This window comes from Kitasatospora sp. NPDC001547 (genome assembly GCF_042894165.1).
Taxonomy (GTDB): domain Bacteria; phylum Actinomycetota; class Actinomycetes; order Streptomycetales; family Streptomycetaceae; genus Kitasatospora.
In genome coordinates, this window is sequence record NZ_JBIAVL010000009.1 from 246,384 (window position 1) to 263,599 (window position 17,216).

Annotated in this window: 11 protein-coding genes and 3 pseudogenes; 4 read left to right on the plus strand and 10 right to left on the minus strand. The window is 75.1% G+C overall.

The window, feature by feature from the left end; all coding sequences use genetic code 11:
- Positions 1-44 precede the first annotated feature (44 nt).
- Positions 45-2,228: a HEAT repeat domain-containing protein gene (locus ACFY0X_RS19105; protein ID WP_387756065.1), complete on the plus strand. Its 2,184-nt coding sequence runs from the start codon at positions 45-47 to the stop codon at positions 2,226-2,228.
- 176 nt (positions 2,229-2,404) lie between these two features.
- Here ACFY0X_RS19105 and ACFY0X_RS19110 read toward each other — a convergent pair whose 3' ends face one another.
- From ACFY0X_RS19110 to ACFY0X_RS19125, 4 genes and pseudogenes are all read right to left on the minus strand, one after another.
- Positions 2,405-3,199 (minus strand): maleylpyruvate isomerase family mycothiol-dependent enzyme, encoded by a 795-nt coding sequence (locus tag ACFY0X_RS19110; RefSeq protein WP_387756067.1) that lies wholly within the window; start codon positions 3,197-3,199, stop codon positions 2,405-2,407.
- A gap of 171 nt (positions 3,200-3,370) precedes the next feature.
- Positions 3,371-3,979: an Imm21 family immunity protein gene (locus ACFY0X_RS19115; RefSeq protein ID WP_387756069.1), complete on the minus strand. Its 609-nt coding sequence runs from the start codon at positions 3,977-3,979 to the stop codon at positions 3,371-3,373.
- A 281-nt stretch (positions 3,980-4,260) separates the two neighbouring features.
- Positions 4,261-4,680, minus strand: a pseudogene (locus ACFY0X_RS19120) (TetR family transcriptional regulator); the annotation flags it as partial.
- Positions 4,681-5,521: 841 nt separating this feature from the next.
- Positions 5,522-5,605: pseudogene (locus ACFY0X_RS19125) on the minus strand (IS5/IS1182 family transposase); the annotation flags it as partial.
- A gap of 70 nt (positions 5,606-5,675) precedes the next feature.
- On the opposite strand from ACFY0X_RS19125, the pseudogene ACFY0X_RS19130 reads away from it, so the two are divergent.
- Positions 5,676-5,981 (plus strand): annotated as a pseudogene (locus ACFY0X_RS19130) (neutral zinc metallopeptidase); the annotation flags it as partial.
- A gap of 49 nt (positions 5,982-6,030) precedes the next feature.
- On the opposite strand, the gene ACFY0X_RS19135 reads toward ACFY0X_RS19130, so the two are convergent.
- The 6 genes from ACFY0X_RS19135 to ACFY0X_RS19160 all read right to left on the minus strand — a co-directional run bounded on the left by ACFY0X_RS19135 (position 6,031) and on the right by ACFY0X_RS19160 (position 14,806).
- Positions 6,031-9,186 carry a lantibiotic dehydratase gene (locus tag ACFY0X_RS19135; protein ID WP_387756071.1) on the minus strand — a complete coding sequence of 1,052 codons (3,156 nt, stop codon included), beginning with the start codon at positions 9,184-9,186 and terminating at the stop codon, positions 6,031-6,033.
- A gap of 149 nt (positions 9,187-9,335) precedes the next feature.
- A complete protein-coding gene (locus ACFY0X_RS19140; RefSeq protein WP_387756073.1) occupies positions 9,336-10,805 on the minus strand; it encodes a lanthionine synthetase C family protein in 1,470 nt (489 codons plus the stop codon).
- On the minus strand, positions 10,802-11,542 hold the full coding sequence (locus tag ACFY0X_RS19145) for a hypothetical protein (protein WP_387756075.1): 741 nt from the start codon (positions 11,540-11,542) through the stop codon (positions 10,802-10,804). The genes ACFY0X_RS19140 and ACFY0X_RS19145 overlap by 4 nt, the downstream gene beginning before the upstream one ends.
- A 164-nt stretch (positions 11,543-11,706) precedes the next feature.
- Positions 11,707-12,672: a hypothetical protein gene (locus tag ACFY0X_RS19150; protein ID WP_387756077.1), complete on the minus strand. Its 966-nt coding sequence runs from the start codon at positions 12,670-12,672 to the stop codon at positions 11,707-11,709.
- Between the two features lie 60 nt (positions 12,673-12,732).
- Complete coding sequence (locus tag ACFY0X_RS19155; RefSeq protein WP_387756079.1) at positions 12,733-13,593, minus strand: hypothetical protein; 861 nt, start codon at positions 13,591-13,593, stop codon at positions 12,733-12,735.
- A 220-nt stretch (positions 13,594-13,813) separates the two neighbouring features.
- Complete coding sequence (locus ACFY0X_RS19160) at positions 13,814-14,806, minus strand: LysR family transcriptional regulator (protein WP_387756081.1); 993 nt, start codon at positions 14,804-14,806, stop codon at positions 13,814-13,816.
- 205 nt (positions 14,807-15,011) lie between these two features.
- Here ACFY0X_RS19160 and ACFY0X_RS19165 point away from each other — a divergent pair, with 205 nt between their 5' ends.
- Both ACFY0X_RS19165 and ACFY0X_RS19170 read left to right on the plus strand, forming a co-directional pair.
- Entirely contained in the window at positions 15,012-15,380 is a 369-nt protein-coding gene (locus tag ACFY0X_RS19165) for a hypothetical protein (RefSeq protein ID WP_387756083.1), read from the plus strand.
- A 202-nt stretch (positions 15,381-15,582) separates the two neighbouring features.
- A complete protein-coding gene (locus ACFY0X_RS19170) occupies positions 15,583-17,184 on the plus strand; it encodes a multicopper oxidase family protein (protein ID WP_387756085.1) in 1,602 nt (533 codons plus the stop codon).
- Positions 17,185-17,216 lie beyond the last annotated feature (32 nt).

Below are 17,216 nucleotides of genomic sequence, written 5' to 3' on the forward strand. Positions count from 1 at the left end.
GCGGTGTCCCGGCAGTGTCAGTGCCTCGTGCCACTGTGCGATCCGTGATCGACAGACTTGAGGGCCTCGACCGCGTCGACTGGTCGTCCATGGGGCACGCCTACGGCCCGGCGGACGAAGTCCCGCTGTGGCTGGAGCAGATGGCCTCGCCGGACGCCGACGTCCGGGAGCGGGCGTTCAGCAGCTTCTCCAGCTCGGTGCACCACCAGGGCGACGTCTACTCCTGCACGGCAGCGAGCCTGCCGTTCCTCTTCGCGCTCGCCGGCGACCCCCAGGTGCCCGACCGCGCGGCTGTCCTGCGGCTCCTGCTCAGCATCGGACGCGCGGCGCTGGACTGCGACCCCGACGGCGTCTACTACGGCCCGTCCGGTCACGCGTCGACGCCCTACGCGGATGTCGTGCCTCAACTGCGCGATCGCATCCAGGACTTCGCCCGGTACGCGGCGGATCCGGAGCCGCAGGTGCGGCAGGCCGCCGTCCCGGCCCTGGGGCTGTTCCTCGACGACGCCGACCGGGCGTTCGCCCTGCTGCGCGAACGGCTGGCGGCCGAGACCGGCACCGTGGAGCGGCTCCTGGTCATCGAGGCGGCCGCGACGCTGGCCCGACGACTGCCGGCCGCGCTCGGCCCGGTGACGACCTGGCTCACCTCCCTGACGGCCGACCCCGCGCCGGACGCCGACATCCGGCTCGCCGCCCTCGTCCACCGGGCCGCCTGCACGCCGGAGGCGGTCGACGACGGCCTCGTCCCGACGGCGACGGGTCTGCTCCAGCAGCTCACGCTCGAACCGGCACCCGAGGACGGGGACGCGGCCGCTTCCGGGCCCGATCCCGATCCCGAGCCCGAGGACCGGGACGAGGACCGGGACGAGGCCCGACCGGCGGACTGCGGGCAGTGCGCCTGCGCGGACATCGCCACCGAGCCGGCGCCGGATCCCGGAGTCCCGCCGCAGATAGCCGCCGTCTTCGCCGACCTCGACCGCCACGGCCGCGTCCACGCCCCCACCACCGAACTGCTGACCACCCTCCACCGGGTCCTGGACGCCCGGGTGCCCGAGCGCACCGCCCTGCTCACCGCCCAACTCCGCACCCCCGACGCGGCCGTGCGCTACGACGCCATCGCCATGACCTGGGACCTGATCCGCTCCTGGCGCGGCGACCACACCGGCCTCGTCCGCCTGCTCGCCGACTGCCTGCTCCCCGACGACCCGTACACCGCCGCCGAAGCCGCCGAAACCCTCGGCAAGCTCCCCGCCGCCCTCGCCGAACCCGCGCGCGAAGCCCTCGCCGCACTCGTCGAAGCACACCGCACCACCCACGGCCCGGACGTCTGGGCCGCACGGCACCCGCTGCTGCGCCGGGCCCACCAGCAGGCGGTGACGGCGCTGGCCGGCCTCGGCGACGAGCGGGCCCTGCCCAGCCTGCTGTCGGCGCTCGACACCGGCACCGACGACTGGCGCGCCCTGCAGGTCGTCGGCCACCTCCCGCAGGCCGCCGGGGAACTGGTGCCGAGGGTGACCCGGCGCCTGGCCGACGCGGACTTCTCCTGGCCCTGGGGATCCGCCACCGCGCTGATGGCCGCCCTCAACGGGCTCGGCGACCCGGCGGCCGTACCCGCGCTCACCACGGCCCTGGCCACCGCCGTCGAGCGGGAGCAGTGGCAGACCGCCGGCGCGGCCCTCCGGGCGCTCGGCTCCCTCGGCACCGGCGCCACGCCGGCGCTGGAGACGGTCCGGCCGCTCGCCGAAGCCGAGGACCCGGACCTGTGCTTCGCAGCCGTGAAGGCGTTGTGGGACATCGAGTGCGACCCCACCGATGCCGTGCCGCGGCTCACCGCCCTGCTCGACACCGGCAAGGACCGCGACGCCGCCGACGCCCTCGGCCGGATCGGAGGGCCGGCGGCCCCGGCACTGCCCCGGCTGCGGCAGCTGTCCGAAGCCGGCCACGTCCGGACGCGGGTGCACGCCGCCGCCGCGATCCACGACATCGGCGGCCCGGCCGAGGCCGCGGCCGTCCTGGCCGTGCTGCTGGAGGCATGGGAGGAGAACGACTCCACCGCAGGCCCGGTCATGGACTGCCTGCAGCGGATGGGCCCCGCCGCCGCACCCGCCCTGCCACGGATCCACGCCGAACTCGCCCTCGCCCGCCGAAGCGGCGGCTTCTTCGGGAGCGTCGAGGACGACGAGGCACTGCAGCGGGCCGGCCGGGCCGTCATCGACCGGGCAGCCTGAGGACGGCACCGCAACCACCGTGACGGGGTGTAGGACGGATTCGTGGGACGGGAGCGCGGCCCCGGCCGAGGCCGGCCTCGACGCGGAACCGTCTGAACCCGGTGCCGCGCCGGACGAACCAGGCGAGGAGCCGCGTCCTACCGGGTCGAGGCGCGGCCGGCCGCCCCCGCTACGTCCTACTTCTCCTCCGGCTCCCAGGCACGGAGCAGGTCGAGCAGCCCTGCGTCGCCGTCAACGTGCAAGGACTCGGCCTGGATCCGGTCGTACAGGTAGAGGACCAGCTCACTGGCCGTGCCGTGGACGGCGGCGCCGGCCGCCTCCGAGTCCTCGCCGGCGGTGGGCGCGGGGACGCGGGTGACGCGTGCACCGTCGCCGTCGACGGTGAGGCGCCAGGAGCGGCCCTCGGCGGCGTGGAAGTCGAAGGCCGTCGGCTTGTGCGGCCAGGCGCTCGGCGTCGCGCAGACGGTGAACAGGAACTCCTCCACACCGTCGAGTGCCGGCTCGACCGGCAGCGGCTGCGGGGCGCCCCCGGCGAGCTGGGCGTCGTAGGTGTGCACCGCGGTCTCCTGGACGCGGTGCCGGGCGACTCCGCCGGCGGTCCGCGGTGACTGCGACGCGGGCCACCACGTCCAGCAACCGCTCTCCGGTCCCGCCTCGCGCAGGGCGCCCAGCAGGAGCTGCGTCGACGCGTCCAGCCAGGCCAGCAGGGCCTCACGCTCCCGCGGCAGCTCCAGCGCGGCGCGCGCGGCGGCGGCCTCGGCCGGGGGAGCGTCGGCCGGCCCCGCGCCGACGATGGCGGCCCAGAACCGGTCTCCCCCACCCAGGTGCTTCACCAGATCGAACAGCGTCCACCCGGGGCAGCTCGGCACCTCCGCGTCGAGACCGGGCGCGGCGGCCACCACGGCGCGGAAGGCGGTCGACCGCTCATCGATCAGTCGCAGCAGGTCGGGGAACTCAAGATTCTTTTCCACGCCGGATGTCTATCACCGCGCTCCGGCGATCGGACAGCGATTTTTCCCGCTCGCCTGTCGCCACCGGCCGGCCGGCCGGCCGGTGGCGACAGGCGCCGGGGGCCACGCCGAACCGTCCAGCCGTCCGTGACCGTCCTTCCCCGGGTTGCGGGTGCGCGCCTGGTGTTCGGGTCAAGGAGTTGTCGTCGACAGACCGTCGGCCTGCGGCAGGAGTTGGACCACGCTGATCCAGGGGGAGTCGGCGCCGGTCTTCTGGAACGCGCGGACTCTCCAGCGTCCCGCGGGCAGGGGGACGGGGACTTGTTCCGGCTCGCCGCTGCCGTCCGGGTAGAGCATGCCGAGGTTCCTGCCGGCCTCGGCCGAGTCCATGAGGACCGCCGGCCCGTCGGTCTCCCAGAGGCCGCACTCCTCCCACGGTGTCGCCGGGTCGTCCAGCGCGGCTTCGGTGGCGGCGAGCAGCTCGGCGTCGGAGTCGGCGGCGAGCCAGCGCATGAAGACCCTCGGCCCTGGCAGGTAGCAGGTGGTGGCGGGTTCGTCGCCCAGCACCAGCACGGAGGCGTCGCTGTGACCGCGCAGGCCGATCGCCTCGGCCAGGCCCTCGACCTCGCAGGCCCGGTCGTAGTCGTCGGGCTGGTCGCTGTCACCGATGACCACGTCGCCCTCGGTACAGCCACCCCAGTGCTGCAGTGCGGACAGCGGGACGACGACCATCGGACCACCCATGGATTCGACCCAGGTCAGATCGAGGGACATCCGGACGTCATGCGGATCGGTACTCATGCGTGCAGTGTGCCGCTGATCGGTGACAAGCCGGGAACCCGAGGGCCACTGCCTGAGTGGGAGGAGGGAGTCCAGGATGGCCGTGGGGCGTGCGGGGACGGTCCTGTTGGCGTTGGGTGGGGTTCTGGTTGCGGCCGGCGGGGTCACCGCGATGGCCCTGGCCCGGGATGAGGGAAGGGCGGTGACGCGCCAGGACCTCCCGCTCTCCGCGGATGCGGACCTGGGTCCAGAATCCGGCGGCGTTCGAGGAGTCCCTTCGTTCGCACCCGCCGCAGCCCGTCCGCGCGCGCCAGAACAGCGCTGGTGACGAGGTCGACGAGGCGGTTGGCGCGCGGTGCGAGCGCGGGTTGGTCACCGACCCACGCGAGCATGGCTATAAAGGCGAAGAGGTCATCGCCGTCGATGTCGTTCCGGGCCGCGCCGGCGGCCTGGGCCTGGGTGAGGAGCCGGGCACCGGCCGCACGCAGGGTGACGCACGAGGCGTGCAGGGCGGATTCGGGGTCCTCGATGGCTGCCGCCATCAGTACGGTCACCCCTCGGTACTCGGTCGTCCAGGCGACGCAGTCGCGCACCCAGGAGACGAGAGCGTCCTCGGCCATGTGCGCTGCCTCGAGCTCGCTCGCTCTGGTCGTCAGGTCGCCGAAGCTCGCGTGGAGCAGGCCCTCCAGGAGCGCCTCGCGCGTCGGGAAGTGCCGCAGCAGCTCGGGGGCGTCCGTCACCGCGCCCGCGTGATGGAATCCTCCTGTACGGCGGGGCACGGGGACAGGGGGCGCTGTGAGGAGCGGAGACGACACCCGCACGGTGGTTCCTGCCTTCGGCCCCGGGACCAGCGCGGGCGTCCTGCCGACGCGGGCCCTCGTGCGGGAGACCGGGCGGGCCCAGCGGCTCCTGACCGCCGGCCGGTGGTATCCCGCCCCGGCGGACGCCGAGGCAGCGTCGGCCGTCCTGGCCCGATTGAGCGCGCCGCTCCCCACCCGGTGGGGCGGCAACGCGCTGACGCGGGCCGAGGACCGGGACCGGCGCCTGCAGCGCATCCTGCGCACCACGCTGCACCACCTCGACGCGGGCGCCGTCAGCCCGCCTACCGTGGCGCTCCTGGCCGGCGTCGCCCGCGCCCTACTGCCGTGGCACGCCTATCCGAACCCGCCGGGTGCGGCACCAGCCCCCAGGTACGGGACCGCCGCACCGCAGCTGTCGGACGCAGGGGCAGCACCGACCGACGCCGGTGAGGCGCTGCTCCCCGCCCTGACCGCGCTGTTCACGACCCTGGCCACCACGACGTGCCCGGCCGGGGTTCTTCCGTCCGCACCGCCGGTCCCGTCCTGGCGGGTTCGGTACGCGGGCCGCTTCCGCCACTACGGCAAGCCCGCCGCCGGGGTGCGGACGGCGACGACCGCCGCATGCCCGGGCTGCGGGGAGACGGACGGCCCGTGGACGGTCGGGTGCGATTGGCGTTCGATCACGTTGGGCTGCCCGTGCGGGGTGGTGACCGATGACCACGGCCTGGCTTTCTCCGAAGTCTGGCTCCGCTTGCCGGACGTGGAAGTTGCGGTTGGAGGCCCCCACGGTTCGGTCGCGGACCGGGCGCAGGGCGCCGTCGACGATCCACAGCCGTTCCACGCCCGGCTGCGGACATGAGGCGGCTTCGAGGGTGGAACGCGCCGAGGCAGTGGACGATGCAGTACAGCCGCTGTTGAGACAGGGCGCCATCAGCGGCGCGGTGCGCGTGGAACTGCAGGCCGACTTGCTACGCGGGGATGTGGGCGGACCACGCGACCACCACCGCTCAGGTTTCCACCGGCCGTCCGTTGACCGCCTCGCTCACCGACCAGGACATCGCCCAGGGCCTGGACACGGCCGCCGCCGTCGGCGACGACCGTATCCAGCAGCAGGCCACCGGGCGGTTCGACCGCGAGGCCTGGACCCACGGCCCCGGCGAGTGCGGCGCAAGGCCTGGTTCACCACCGGCTGCCGCACTGGCGGCCTCGCCCGGTGCGACACCCTCTGCGCCGCCACGCTCCAGAACCCCGGCTCGGCTCCGGGGTCTGCGGTCAGGAGCGGCCGCCGGAGCGGGCGGGGACGGGCTCCATGCTCAGGCCCTTGTGGGTGCGTTGGAGCAGCTGGACCAGCAGTCCCTCGGCCGGGCGCCGCTGGGCCAGCAGCCGGTTGCAGTGCATGTGCACGTAGCTGTCCAGCAGCCGCTCGCGCCCGGTGGACAGGTGCCCCGCGTCCTCCAGCGCGCGCAGCCGCTCCGCGGCCCCGGCGAGCGCGGCCCGCCGCTGCGCGAGGATTTGCCCGACCGCGCCGCCCAGCAGGTCTGATCCCTGTGGGGTGCCGAGCAGGTCGCGCAGGCGCCGTTGGCGCACCCGGTAGTCGTCGCCGGCCTGGCGGCGGGCCACCTCGGGGAAGTGTCGGGCCTGCTCGGTGTACCAGCGCAGGCGCTGGGCGGCGTCCAGGCCGAGCCCGGCCAGCAGGTCGTCGGTGCTCACAGCGGCCAGCTCGGTCAGATCACCGTCCACCGGGGAGCCCGGGGAGGTGGGGTGGTGCGCTGCGGCTTCGGCGAGCAGCCGCATCACGGCCCGGCTGTCGGCGCAGAAGACCTCCTCGCTGACGTCGGTCCCTTCCGGCCCGCCGTAGCGCTCGAGTTCGCGCTCGTAGGTGTCGAGGACCAGCCGGGAGACCAGGCCCTGGTCGGTGAGTTCGGCGGCCAGGCGGGCGACCTCCGGCAGCAGGTACCGGGTCAGGGCCTCCGGCTCGCCCTGGAAGCGCAGGCGCAGGTGCGGGTCGGGGTCCGCGTACCGGATGAAGAACCACTGCCGGGCCAGCCCGGAGACCTCCGCCATCTCGCACAGCCGCCTCAACGGCCCCGCCAGCAGGGCGTCCTCCTGGTCGCGTTCGCCGTAGAACTTGGCGAACAGCCAGTCGCTGCCCGGCAGGCGCACCCGCTCGCGGACCGGCACCGGAAGGCCGTCACCGCCCACCGCCACCGGCACCGCCACCGGCACGGGCGCCGGTGCGGGTGCGGGCTCCGCCACGGGCGCCTGCTGCGCGGGCTGCCGCGGCGTGGGTTGCGGGCGTAGGACGAGTGGGACGACGAGTTCGCTCATGAACACGCCGTCGGCGCCGGGCACCCAGGCGTGGGCGGTGTCGGGCAGTGCCTCTTGGAGCAGGAGTACGGCTCCGCGGCTGCCGCGGGCCTCGGCACGCAGCTGCTCGACGTGGCCGGGGTCGTCGAGGTCGAGCAGCAGCCGGTTGTCGGCCATGGTCAGGTACAGGCGTGCCGGGACGTGCCAGGCGGCGCGCCAGGCGGCCACCCGGGCGGCGAACGCCCTGCCCCCGTCCCCGTTGCTGTTGCTGTTGGCGCCGTCGTCGGGGGTGGGGCGCAGCAGCCACCGTGCGGGGGCGAGGACGATGCGGCCGTACTGGACCCGGGGCAGGAACGGGAAACCGGCTGCCGGGCCCCAGTCGAAGGGCGCGAATTCGGGCGAGCCGTCGCGGGCCACCTCGTCCAGGAACCGGCACACCGCGGGTGCCTGGTGGGGGTTGAGCATGTGGCGCGTGGTGGGGCGCAGCTCGGTGCCCAGGCGCCGGGACCGTAGCCGGTAGCGGTCGTCGTGGACGCTCACCAGGATGTCGTCCGGCGTCAGGGTGTGTTCGGCGTTCACTCCGGCGGGTACGTCGAGGACGATCTCGTGGCCGGTGACGGCCGGGCGTACGACCACGTTCGCCATCCGGTGGCTGGCGGGTAGGTAGACGACCTCGGCGGCCGGCGCGGTCCCGGGGCGTGCCCGGTCCTCGGCCTCGGTCAGGGCGCGCAGTGCCGCAGGGCCCTGGGGGGCGAGGAGGTCGGCGAAGCGGCCCAGCGAGCGGCCGGCGCTGCTGGCGCCCAGGTTGGGGCCGACGACGAGCAGGAAGTCCCCGCGGTCGACGGCCCGGCGGGAGGCGGCGGCGACGAAGGCGGACAGCTCCAGCGACAGCGGCGCGCATCCCGGCGCTGCCGCGGCGTCGAGGCTCTGGAGGTCGGCGAGCAGGGCGTCGGTCAGTTCGACCACCCGCCGCCCGTCCCGCAGGGCGCCCAGGGCCAGGTCGGTGAGCGTGTTCGCGCGCCGGGCGGCCGCCTCGGGCGTCGGCGCGGGGCGGGCGCCGTGCGCGTGGGCCAGCGGGCCGATCCCGGTGCGCTCGTCCAGTAGCTCCAGCAGCGGTACCTGCCGGTCGTCGCCGTAGCGTTGGACGAACGCGGCGCGGTGGGCCGCCAGTTCGGGGCCGCCCAGCGGCTGCGGTGACAGGCGCAGCAGCAGTTCCACCGCCCGGGCGCACTCCTCGCCGACCCCGGCGGCCAGCCGCTCGCCGCCCACCGGCCTCGCCAGGTCGCTCTGCAGGGCCGGCCCCCGTGCCGGGTGCACGGCCTCGGCGTGCCTGGCCAGGGCCCGTACCCGCTGGGGCGCCTCCTGCGCCGGGGCGCCGTCGAGGTCGGCCATCTCGGCGAGCAGCGCGCCGAGCGCGGCGGCGCTCGGGGCGCAGGCCGGGCGTCCGGCGAGCCGGCCGCGCAGCTCCTGGGCCGGGTCGGCGCAGGTGAGCGCAGCCCGCAGGTCGGTGACCAGCAGCCGCTGGCGCCACAGCTCCTCCAGCAGCCGCTCCACCTGCTCGGCGCTGCCGCCGGTGTGCTCCAGCAGGTGCCGGCGCAGCACCCCGTACGGGACGGGCCGGCGGGCGGCGCGCAGCGCCTCGCGGACGGCGGTGGTCAGGCGCACCGAACCGGTGTCGGCGCCGGGGCCGTCGGCCAGGGTGAGCCGTCCGTGGCGCTCGACGGCGAGGGCGGCGGCCGTCCACAGGCTGTCGGCGCGCGCGGCGTGGTCCTCGTCCAGGGCCAGGCAGAGCTCGGTCAGCCAGCCCATGTCGGGGCGGGTGCGCAGGTGGTCGGCGTCGTTGCGTACCGACAGCGTGGTGCGTTCGCCCCAGCCTGCCAGGGACACCGCGGCGAACGCCCCGTACGGGGTGGGGCGGGTGCTCATCCGGATCAGGTAGCGGGCCAGTTTCAGCTCGGCCCGCGCGGCGTCGCGCGCGCTCGCCCCGGGTCGCTGCAGGGCGTCGAGCAGGTCGGGGCTGCCCACGGCCAGGGCCCGGCTCACGCGCGGGTCGGCGAGGGCGGCGCGCGGCTCGCCCGTCGCGGCGCCCGGCCCGCGGACGGGCAGCAGGGGGGTGCGCACGATCAGCCAGGGCGCCGGCTCGTACAACGGGCCACGCCCGCGCCCGCGCCCGCGGTGTCGCGGCGCCGCCGCACCCGGGGCGGGGGCGGGGGCGGGGGCGGGGGGCGGGGCGGCCGGGGCGGGGCCTGGTGCGGCCGGGTTCGGGTTCGTCATGACAGTGCCACCGCGCGGTCCCACACCGGCTCCTGGTCGGTGGCGGCCGCCAGCAGGACGAGGGCGACCCCGCCCGCTCCGTCGAGGAAGCCGGGCTGGTCGACCAGGTTGCCCGCCGGCTCCACCGCCGCGATCCCCATCGGCCGCGCCGGATCGACGTGCGCCAGGACCTGCTCGGTGAGGTCGGCGGCGGCCCGGGTGAACACGGGCAGCCCGGTGTCGTGGGCGAAGCGCAGCGTCACCTGCAGCAGACCCGCGACGCCGTGGCAGAACGTCGGGGAGTCGATGCGGCGCTCGGCGACGGGCCGGCGGTAGACCGCCTCCATGGCCCGTACCGCCAGGTGGCACAGCTCCTCGTCGCCCAGCGCGCTGCCCGCCAGCCACAGCGCCCTGGCCACACCCGGGCTGCCGTAGCACCACGCACTGCGGGTGGCGAAGACCGCCCGGCCCTCGCGCAGATGTGGCCCGCCGTCCACGAGCGGCCCGCCGTCCACCAGCGGCACGGCGGCCGGCCAGTTCGGCCCGGCCGCGTCGTCCGCCCGGTGCGCCAGCAGCCACCGGGCTAGCTCCCGCACGGCCGCCTCCAGACCCTCCACCCCGTCCCCGACGCCCGCGCCGTCCCCGCCGCCCTCACCTGCGCCGTCCCCGGCGCCCCGGGCGCGGGCGGCCAGCGCCAGCAGCGCCAGCGGACCGGGGATGCCGTGCGCCAGACCGCAGTTGAGGTTGCCGAACGGATACGCGCGGGCCTGCTCCTCGTCGTGCAGCAGCGCCACCGGGGTGTACCAGGGCGGTACGCTCCCGCCGGGGCCGCCGGGGCGGGCCAGGCCGACGAGCGCGCGCAGCACCGGCGCCAGTGCCGGGTGCGCGGGGCGGTGCGGCCCGGCCGCCAGCAGGGGAGCGGCGATGCCGCTGAGGCCCGAGATCAGGTCGAACGCCGACACCGGTACGCCGCCTGGCCGGCGCAGTGCCGCGGCCCCGGACAGGCACGCGGCCGCGATCGGGGCGTCGAGTACCTGGCGCAGGCGCCGGTAGCCGCGCCCCTCGCCCAGGACGGTGGCGCAGAACGCGACCCCGCTCAGCCCGCCGAACAGGCTCGGCCCGGCGCCGCCGCGCTGCTCCAGCGCGGCCACCGCGCTGGCCAGGTGGGCGTGCCCGGTGCGTTCCCAGCCCTCGTCGGGAAAGCAGCGGTGCAGCTGGGCGCAGAGCAGTGCCTGGCCGGTGTCGCCCTGGGCCAGCGACACCGGGTCCCAGTGCACCGAGCCGGGGAACGCGCTCTGCCGGGCGGCGAGTTCGACCGCCGCCCGGACCCGAGGGGGGCTGGTGGCCCGGTCGGCGATCAGCCGGGCGGCGTCGAGGGCGCGCGCCGCGGCCGCCGGTCCCAGCCGGGGCCTCCAGGCCCCGTCGACCGCCGCCCCTGCCGCTGCCGTGGCCGTCGTGAGCGGCGGCGTCGTGCCCGGTGCCGTCATGCCGGGCACCCGGTGGTCAGGCACACCCGGGTGTGGAACTCCCCCGGGTCGGGTTCGCACACCGGGCACGCGGTCGCGCGGCAGGTCAGGCAGGTGTCACAGGTCGCGCAGGTGATGCAGGTCTGTCCGCCGTGGGTGAAGCAGCCGTGGCGGGTCTCGAACGGGCCCGCGCAGCGGACGAAGGGCACCGTGTCCTCCACGCACGTGCGCGGTGCGCACAGGGTGTTGAGCTGCGTGGGACAGTCGAAGTCGGTGACGCAGGCGATGCGGGTCAGGAAGTCGGTGGCGCAGCCGCCGAAGGTCCTCGGCAGGGTGCCCCAGGTCGGCACGGTGTCCGGTCCGACGGGCAGCGCCCCCTGCGGGCGGCCCTGCCCCAGCCGCAGGTCGAGGTCGAACTCGTCCACGGGGGCGGCCGTCTGCACCCGGGTGAAGTGGACGGTGGCGTCGCGACGCAGCGTGACGGTGGTGGCGTCGTGTCCGACGAACGGCGGCCGCTCGCCCGGGACGGTGTCCGCGGACAGGACGTCGGCGGAGGCGAACTCGGCGTAGTAGTCGAGCTGTGTGTTGAAGTACAGGCGCCGGAACCCGGCGCGGTCGCTGTCGCCGAGCAGGCCGCTGAGCGTCAGCGTCCTGGCCGGCCGTTCGGAGGGATCCGACAGGTTCCTCGCGACGAAGTCGTCCTGGGGGCGGTCGCCGATGCCGCCGGTCCCATCGGGTTCGGAGTTCTTGCCGGCCATGTCAACCTCGGGTGCTACTGGTGGGTCCCGTTCTGCTACGGCGTCCTGGAACCACGTCCTGCTTTTCGTGACTGTGCGTCACTCCCGGTCCTGTGTCTCCTCCCATTGTCGGTCGGCCCGCTCGGACCCGCACGGCCCGGCCGACGGCGTCGTGCCGGGTGTCGTCAAGGCCCGCACCGCGGGTTCGGCCCGCAGGTGAACACGTGCGGGTTGCAGGTGTCGCAGGTGCGGCAGGTGGCCCCGCGGCAGGTGTCGCAGGTGGCGTCCTCGCAGGTGCGGCAGGTGTCGCCGGGGCAGGTCTGGCACGTGGCGGCGAACTCGGTGCGGCAGGGATCGCCCGTGGCGAACCTGCGCGTGCCGCCGGGGACGCCGGGGGAGGCGCCGCACCCCGGGCCCGCGGTGCGGCGCAGGGTGTCCGCGGTGGCGGGTACCGGGCCGGCCATGCGCCGGCAGGTGGCGTCGAAGGTGGCGCACCCCGGGCCCGCGGTGCAGCGCAGGGTGTCGAGGGGGTCGCACAGCGGGCCCGCGGTGCAGTGGAACGTGGGGACGGTGCCGCACACGCCGACCGTGCACCGGCAGGTGGCGTCGAAGGTCGCGCATCCCTCCTGCGCGGTGCACCGGAAGGTGTCCGCCGTGCAGCCGGCGCCGAAGTCCGTCGGGCAGTCGACGTCGGTGACGCACAGGCGCCGGGTGCGGCAGCCGTCGAAGGTCGGCCCCGGCAGGGTGACCGGCCCGGGTGCCCCCGCCCCGGCCCGGCGCGGTCGCTCCAGGCGTAGGTCGAGGTCGAACTCGTCCACGGGGGCGGCCGTCTGGACCCGGGTGAAGTGGACGGTGGCGTCGCGACGCAGGGTGACGGTGGTGGCGTCGTGTCCGACGAACGGCGGCCGGTCGCCTGCGACGGTGTCTGCGGACAGGACGTCGGCGGAGGCGAACTCGGCGTAGTAGTCGAGCTGTTTGTTGAAGTACAGGCGCCGGAAGCCGGCGCGGTCGCTGTCGCCGAGCAGGCCGCTGAGGGTCAGCGTCCTGGCCGGCCGTTCGGAGGGACCGGGCAGGTTCCTCGCGACGAAGTCGTCCTGGGGGCGGTCGCCGATGCCGCCGGGCCCATCGGGTCCGGAGTCCTTGTCGGCCATGTCAACCTCGGGTGCTACTGGAGCGGTTCCCGCCGCTTCCCCCTGGTGTGCGGGATGTCGTCAGAACCGGCACCGCGTGAACGGTCCGCAGGTGAACACGTGCGGATTGCAGGTGTCGCAGGTGATGCAGGTGCCCTGGTCGCACGTGTCGCAGGTGTTCTCGCCGCAGGTCACGCAGGTGTTCTCACCGCAGGTGACGCAGGTGGCCCCCCGGCAGGTGGCGCAGGTGAAGCAGGTCACGCAGGTGGCGGCCCGGTCGCAGGTGTGGCAGGTCGCCTCGACGCACGTGACGCAGGTGTTCTCGCCGCAGGTGGCGCAGGTCTGCCGGAAGCAGGTGCCCTCGCAGGTGGCGCCCGCACAGGTGGCGCACGTGCCGTTCTCGGTGAACCCGCACGTGCGCGGCTTGCAGACGGTGAACCCCGTCGGACAGTCGACGTCGGTGAAGCAGGCGAACTCGGTGACGCAGTCGCCGAACGTCGGCCCGGGGCACTCGGCCTCCCAGGTCTGCGGGTCGGCGGGCTGCGTCGTGGGCACCGTACCGGCCCGGCGCGGCTGCGCCAGGCGCAGGTCGAGGTCGAACTCGTCCACGGGAGTGGCCGTCTGGACCCGCGTGAAGTGGACGGTGGCGTCGCGACGCAGGGTGACGGTGGTGGCGTCGTGGCCGACGAACGGCGGCCGGTCGCCTGCGACGGTGTCCGCGGACAGGACGTCCGCGGAGGCGAACTCGGCGTAGTAGTCGAGCTGTTTGTTGAAGTACAGGCGCCGGAAGCCGGCGCGGTCGCTGTCGCCGAGCAGGCCGCTGAGGGTCAGCGTCCTGGCCGGCCGTTCGGAGGGACCGGGCAGGTTCCTCGCGACGAAGTCGTCCTGGGGGCGGTCGCCGATGCCGCCGGTCCCATCGGGTCCGGAGTCCTTGTCGGCCATGTCAACCTCGGGTGCTACTGGAGCGGTCGCCGTCTTGCGCGTCGGCGACGGTTGCGCAGCGTACGCGCCCGACGCGGGGCGCGTGCGGGGTGCGCGCCCCGCGGGGGTGGGTGTGCGCGGGGGACGCGGGCGCCGCACCGTCGGCCTGTCAGTGCTCCTGCGGCATGCCGCACGTCACGAGGTTCCAGGCCGTGGGGCGGGGAGCCGTGTGCCGGTCGTGTCAACTCTGTGTCACTGTCGTCGTGTTCTCTTCTTCTATTGTGGGCCGGACCGCTCCTGTCCGCACGGCCTTGGGGCTGCCGGCCTGCCAGTTCCAGGTGGTGATTGTTTCGCGTAGTCGGTGGGCGGAGTCGGGTAGGCGTGCCTGCTTGTTCCAGAGGAGGGTCAGGCGGCGTCGGCAGTGGGGGTTGTCGATGTCGATCCATACGAGCGGTAGGCGGGTGGAGGCGTGTCGGGCGAGGCCGGGTACCAGGGCGATGCCCAGGCCGGCGCTGATCAGTTCGGCGATGGCGGCGGCTTCGTCGCTTTCGCAGACGATTCGCGGTTCCAGGCCGTGGGCGGCGAACAGTCCCTCCAGCAGGCGCCGTTGCCAGTGTCCGGGGGGCGCGGCGATGAACGGCCGCCCGGCGAGCTCCTCGACGCCTACCGGCCGGCCGGTCGTGGCGTGGTGGGCCAGCGGGTCGTCCACCGGCACGGCCAGTCCGACCTCTTCGTCGAGCAGCAGGAGTGATTCCAGGCCTTCGGCGGTCACGGGTTGGGAGGCCACGGCGAGGTCGATGTCCTGGGCCCGTAGCCGTCGGGCCATCTCCTGGGCGGACAGCTGGTGCAGTTCGACCTCCACCCCGGGGTGGTCGCGCTTGAACGCCGCCAGCGGTCCGCTGAAGGCCAGGAAGGTCTCCGAGGCCAGCCGTACCGTGCCCAGCCCCTGTCCGGCCGCCTGGGCCACCGCCCGCCGGCCTGCCTCGAGTTCGCCCAGCGAGCGCTCCACGTAGCCGCGGAACAGCCGTCCGGCCGCGTTCAGCCGCAGCCGCCCGCCCCTCTCGAACAGCGGTGTGCCCAGCTCGGCCTCCAGCCGGGCGACGGAGCGGCTCAACGACGGCTGCGCGACGCGCAGTTCCTCGGCCGCCCGGCTCAGGTGCTCCAGCCGTGCCACCGCCAGGAACTGCGTGAGCGTGTTCAGGTCCAACCCGGGCCCCCATGCCTTCACGGTCATAACGCCATAGCAATACCGATCTTAGACACGATAGCCGTGCCGTCATAACGTCAGGAGCGGCGCCGCGCACCGCCCCGACCGCGGCCCGATGTCAGCGTGAGGAAGGACGCCCATGGCCATCGCCGCCCACAGGACCCCACCCGAGAATGCGGCCCGGTCCGCCGCGGGGGAGCGGACCGGGCCCGCCGGACGGACCCTGCGCGCCTTGGCCGCCGCCCACACCGTCGCCCTCTTCGGCCAGCCCGTCTTCGCCGGCGTCTACCTCAGCGGCGACTACGACGCCCTGGGCTGGCACGCCGCCGGCGCCGACACCGTCACCTCCCTCGGCTACCTCCAGCTGGTCGCCGCCCTCGTGTGCCGCATCCGGCTGCGCCGTTCCTGGCCGCTGGCCGGCGCCTTCGCCGTGGCCGTGGCCGAGAGCGTCCAGTACTTCGCCGGCCTGGGCGGCGCCCTGTGGCTGCACCTGCCGCTGGGCGTGGCGACCATCGCGGCCACCGTCGTGCTCACCATCGCCCTGTGGCGCACCCCGCTGCCCCCGCGCCGACCCGCCCGCCGGGAGGACGACCGTGCCTGAATCCCACGACCGTCCCGAGCCGCCCCACGACCGTCCCGAGCCGCCCCACGACCACCCCGGCCCCGGCGACCGCCCCGAGCCTTACGGCCGTCCCGGGTCCGGCGGCCGTTCCGAGTCGGGCGACCGCGACCGCCCCGGTGGCGGTCCCCGTCCGCTGGGTCTGACGCGTCGTCAGGTCCTGGGTGTCGGTGGCGCGTTCGGCTTGCTCACCACGGCCTCGCTCGCCACCGCCGCCGCTCTGGCCCGCCGTCCCGCCGCCACCGGTGCCCAGTTGCGCAGCACCGCCGCGTTGCCGCCGCCCTACCGGGTGGCGCTGCCGCTGCCCGCCGTGGCCAGGCCCGTGTCCACCGACGGCGGTACCGACCGTTACGAGATCGTCCAGCGTGAGAGCGCCGCCGAGATCCTGCCCGGCCTCACCACCCGGCTGTGGACCTACGACGGCACCTTCCCCGGTCCCACTGTCGAGGCCCGCCGCGGACGGCCCGTCACCGTCACCCACCGCAACGAACTGCCGGTGCCCACGGTCGTCCACCTCCACGGCGGCCGTACCCCCGCCCACCATGACGGCTATCCCACTGACCTCGTCCTGCCCGCCGCCTGGCCCCAGACCCCGCACACCATGCCCGGCCAGGGCCACACGGGCGGCCACGCGGGCGGCCACGCCGACGGCGGGGGCGGCGCGGACGGTCACGGGGGTGGTCACGCGATGGTCGACCCGCGTGCCGTCACCAGCCGTCTCAGCCGCGACTACACCTTCCCCAACGACCAGCGTCCCGCCATGCTCTGGTACCACGACCACCGCATGGACTTCACCGCCCCCGCCATCTGGCGTGGCCTGGCGGGCCTGCACATCGTGCGCGACGACGCCGAGGACGCCCTCGGCCTGCCCGCCGGCGCCCGCGAGGTCCCTCTCGTGATCACCGACCGCGCGTTCGCCGCCGACGGCTCCCTCGTCTACCCCGCTCTCGACCCCGGTCTGCGTGAGCGCCCCGGTGTCACCGGACCCCATCTCGCCGGCGTCCTGGGCGACGTCGTCCTCGTCAACGGCGCCCCCTGGCCCGTCCACGAGACCGACGCCGCCCGCCACCGCCTGCGCCTGCTCAACGCCTCCAACGCCCGCCACTACGAGATCGAGGCCCTCACCGAGGACGGCCGGCGCCTGGACCTGGTCCAGATCGGCGCCGACCAGGGCCTGCTCGCCGCCCCCGTCACCCACCGCAGCCTGCCGATCGCCCCCGCCGAACGCTACGACCTCGTCGTCGACTTCGCCGCCGCCCCGGTCGGCTCCCTGGTCCGCCTCGTCAACCGCCTCGGCACCGGCCGCACCCGCGACGTCATGGCCTTCCGCATCGCCCGCCGCGCGGCCGCCGACGACAGCCGCGTCCCACCCGTCCTGTCCACCGACCTGCCCCGCTGGCGCCGCGAGGACGCCGTACGCACCCGCGACTTCGCCTTCCGCGCCGGCCGCACGAACAACGGCCACGGCTGGCTCATCGGGGGCCGGCCCTTCGACCCCGCCCGCACCGACGTCACCGTCCCCCTCGGCGACACCGAGATCTGGCGCCTGATCGCCGACGTCCACCACCCCGTCCACCTCCACCTGGTGGGCTTTCGCGTCCTCACCCGCGGCGGCCGACCCCCGCTGCCCCACGACGCCGGCCTCAAGGACACCGTCTCACTGCGCCCGGGAGAGTCCGCGGAGATCATCACCCGCTTCGACGGCTACCGCGGCCGCTACCTCTTCCACTGCCACAACGCCGAACACGAGGACATGGGCATGATGGCCAACCTGGAAGTCGTCTGAGACCGATCCGTCCCCACCCGGGGGCACGTGCC

Excerpts from the sequence above, each read along its gene's own strand:
- ACFY0X_RS19115 (WP_387756069.1), bottom strand. The coding sequence starts at position 3,979 with ATGAGTACCGATCCGCATGACGTCCGGATGTCCCTCGATCTGACCTGG.
- ACFY0X_RS19140 (WP_387756073.1), bottom strand. The coding sequence starts at position 10,805 with ATGACGGCACCGGGCACGACGCCGCCGCTCACGACGGCCACGGCAGCG.
- ACFY0X_RS19145 (WP_387756075.1), bottom strand. The coding sequence starts at position 11,542 with ATGGCCGGCAAGAACTCCGAACCCGATGGGACCGGCGGCATCGGCGAC.
- ACFY0X_RS19150 (WP_387756077.1), bottom strand. The coding sequence starts at position 12,672 with ATGGCCGACAAGGACTCCGGACCCGATGGGCCCGGCGGCATCGGCGAC.
- ACFY0X_RS19155 (WP_387756079.1), bottom strand. The coding sequence starts at position 13,593 with ATGGCCGACAAGGACTCCGGACCCGATGGGACCGGCGGCATCGGCGAC.
- ACFY0X_RS19160 (WP_387756081.1), bottom strand. The coding sequence starts at position 14,806 with ATGACCGTGAAGGCATGGGGGCCCGGGTTGGACCTGAACACGCTCACG.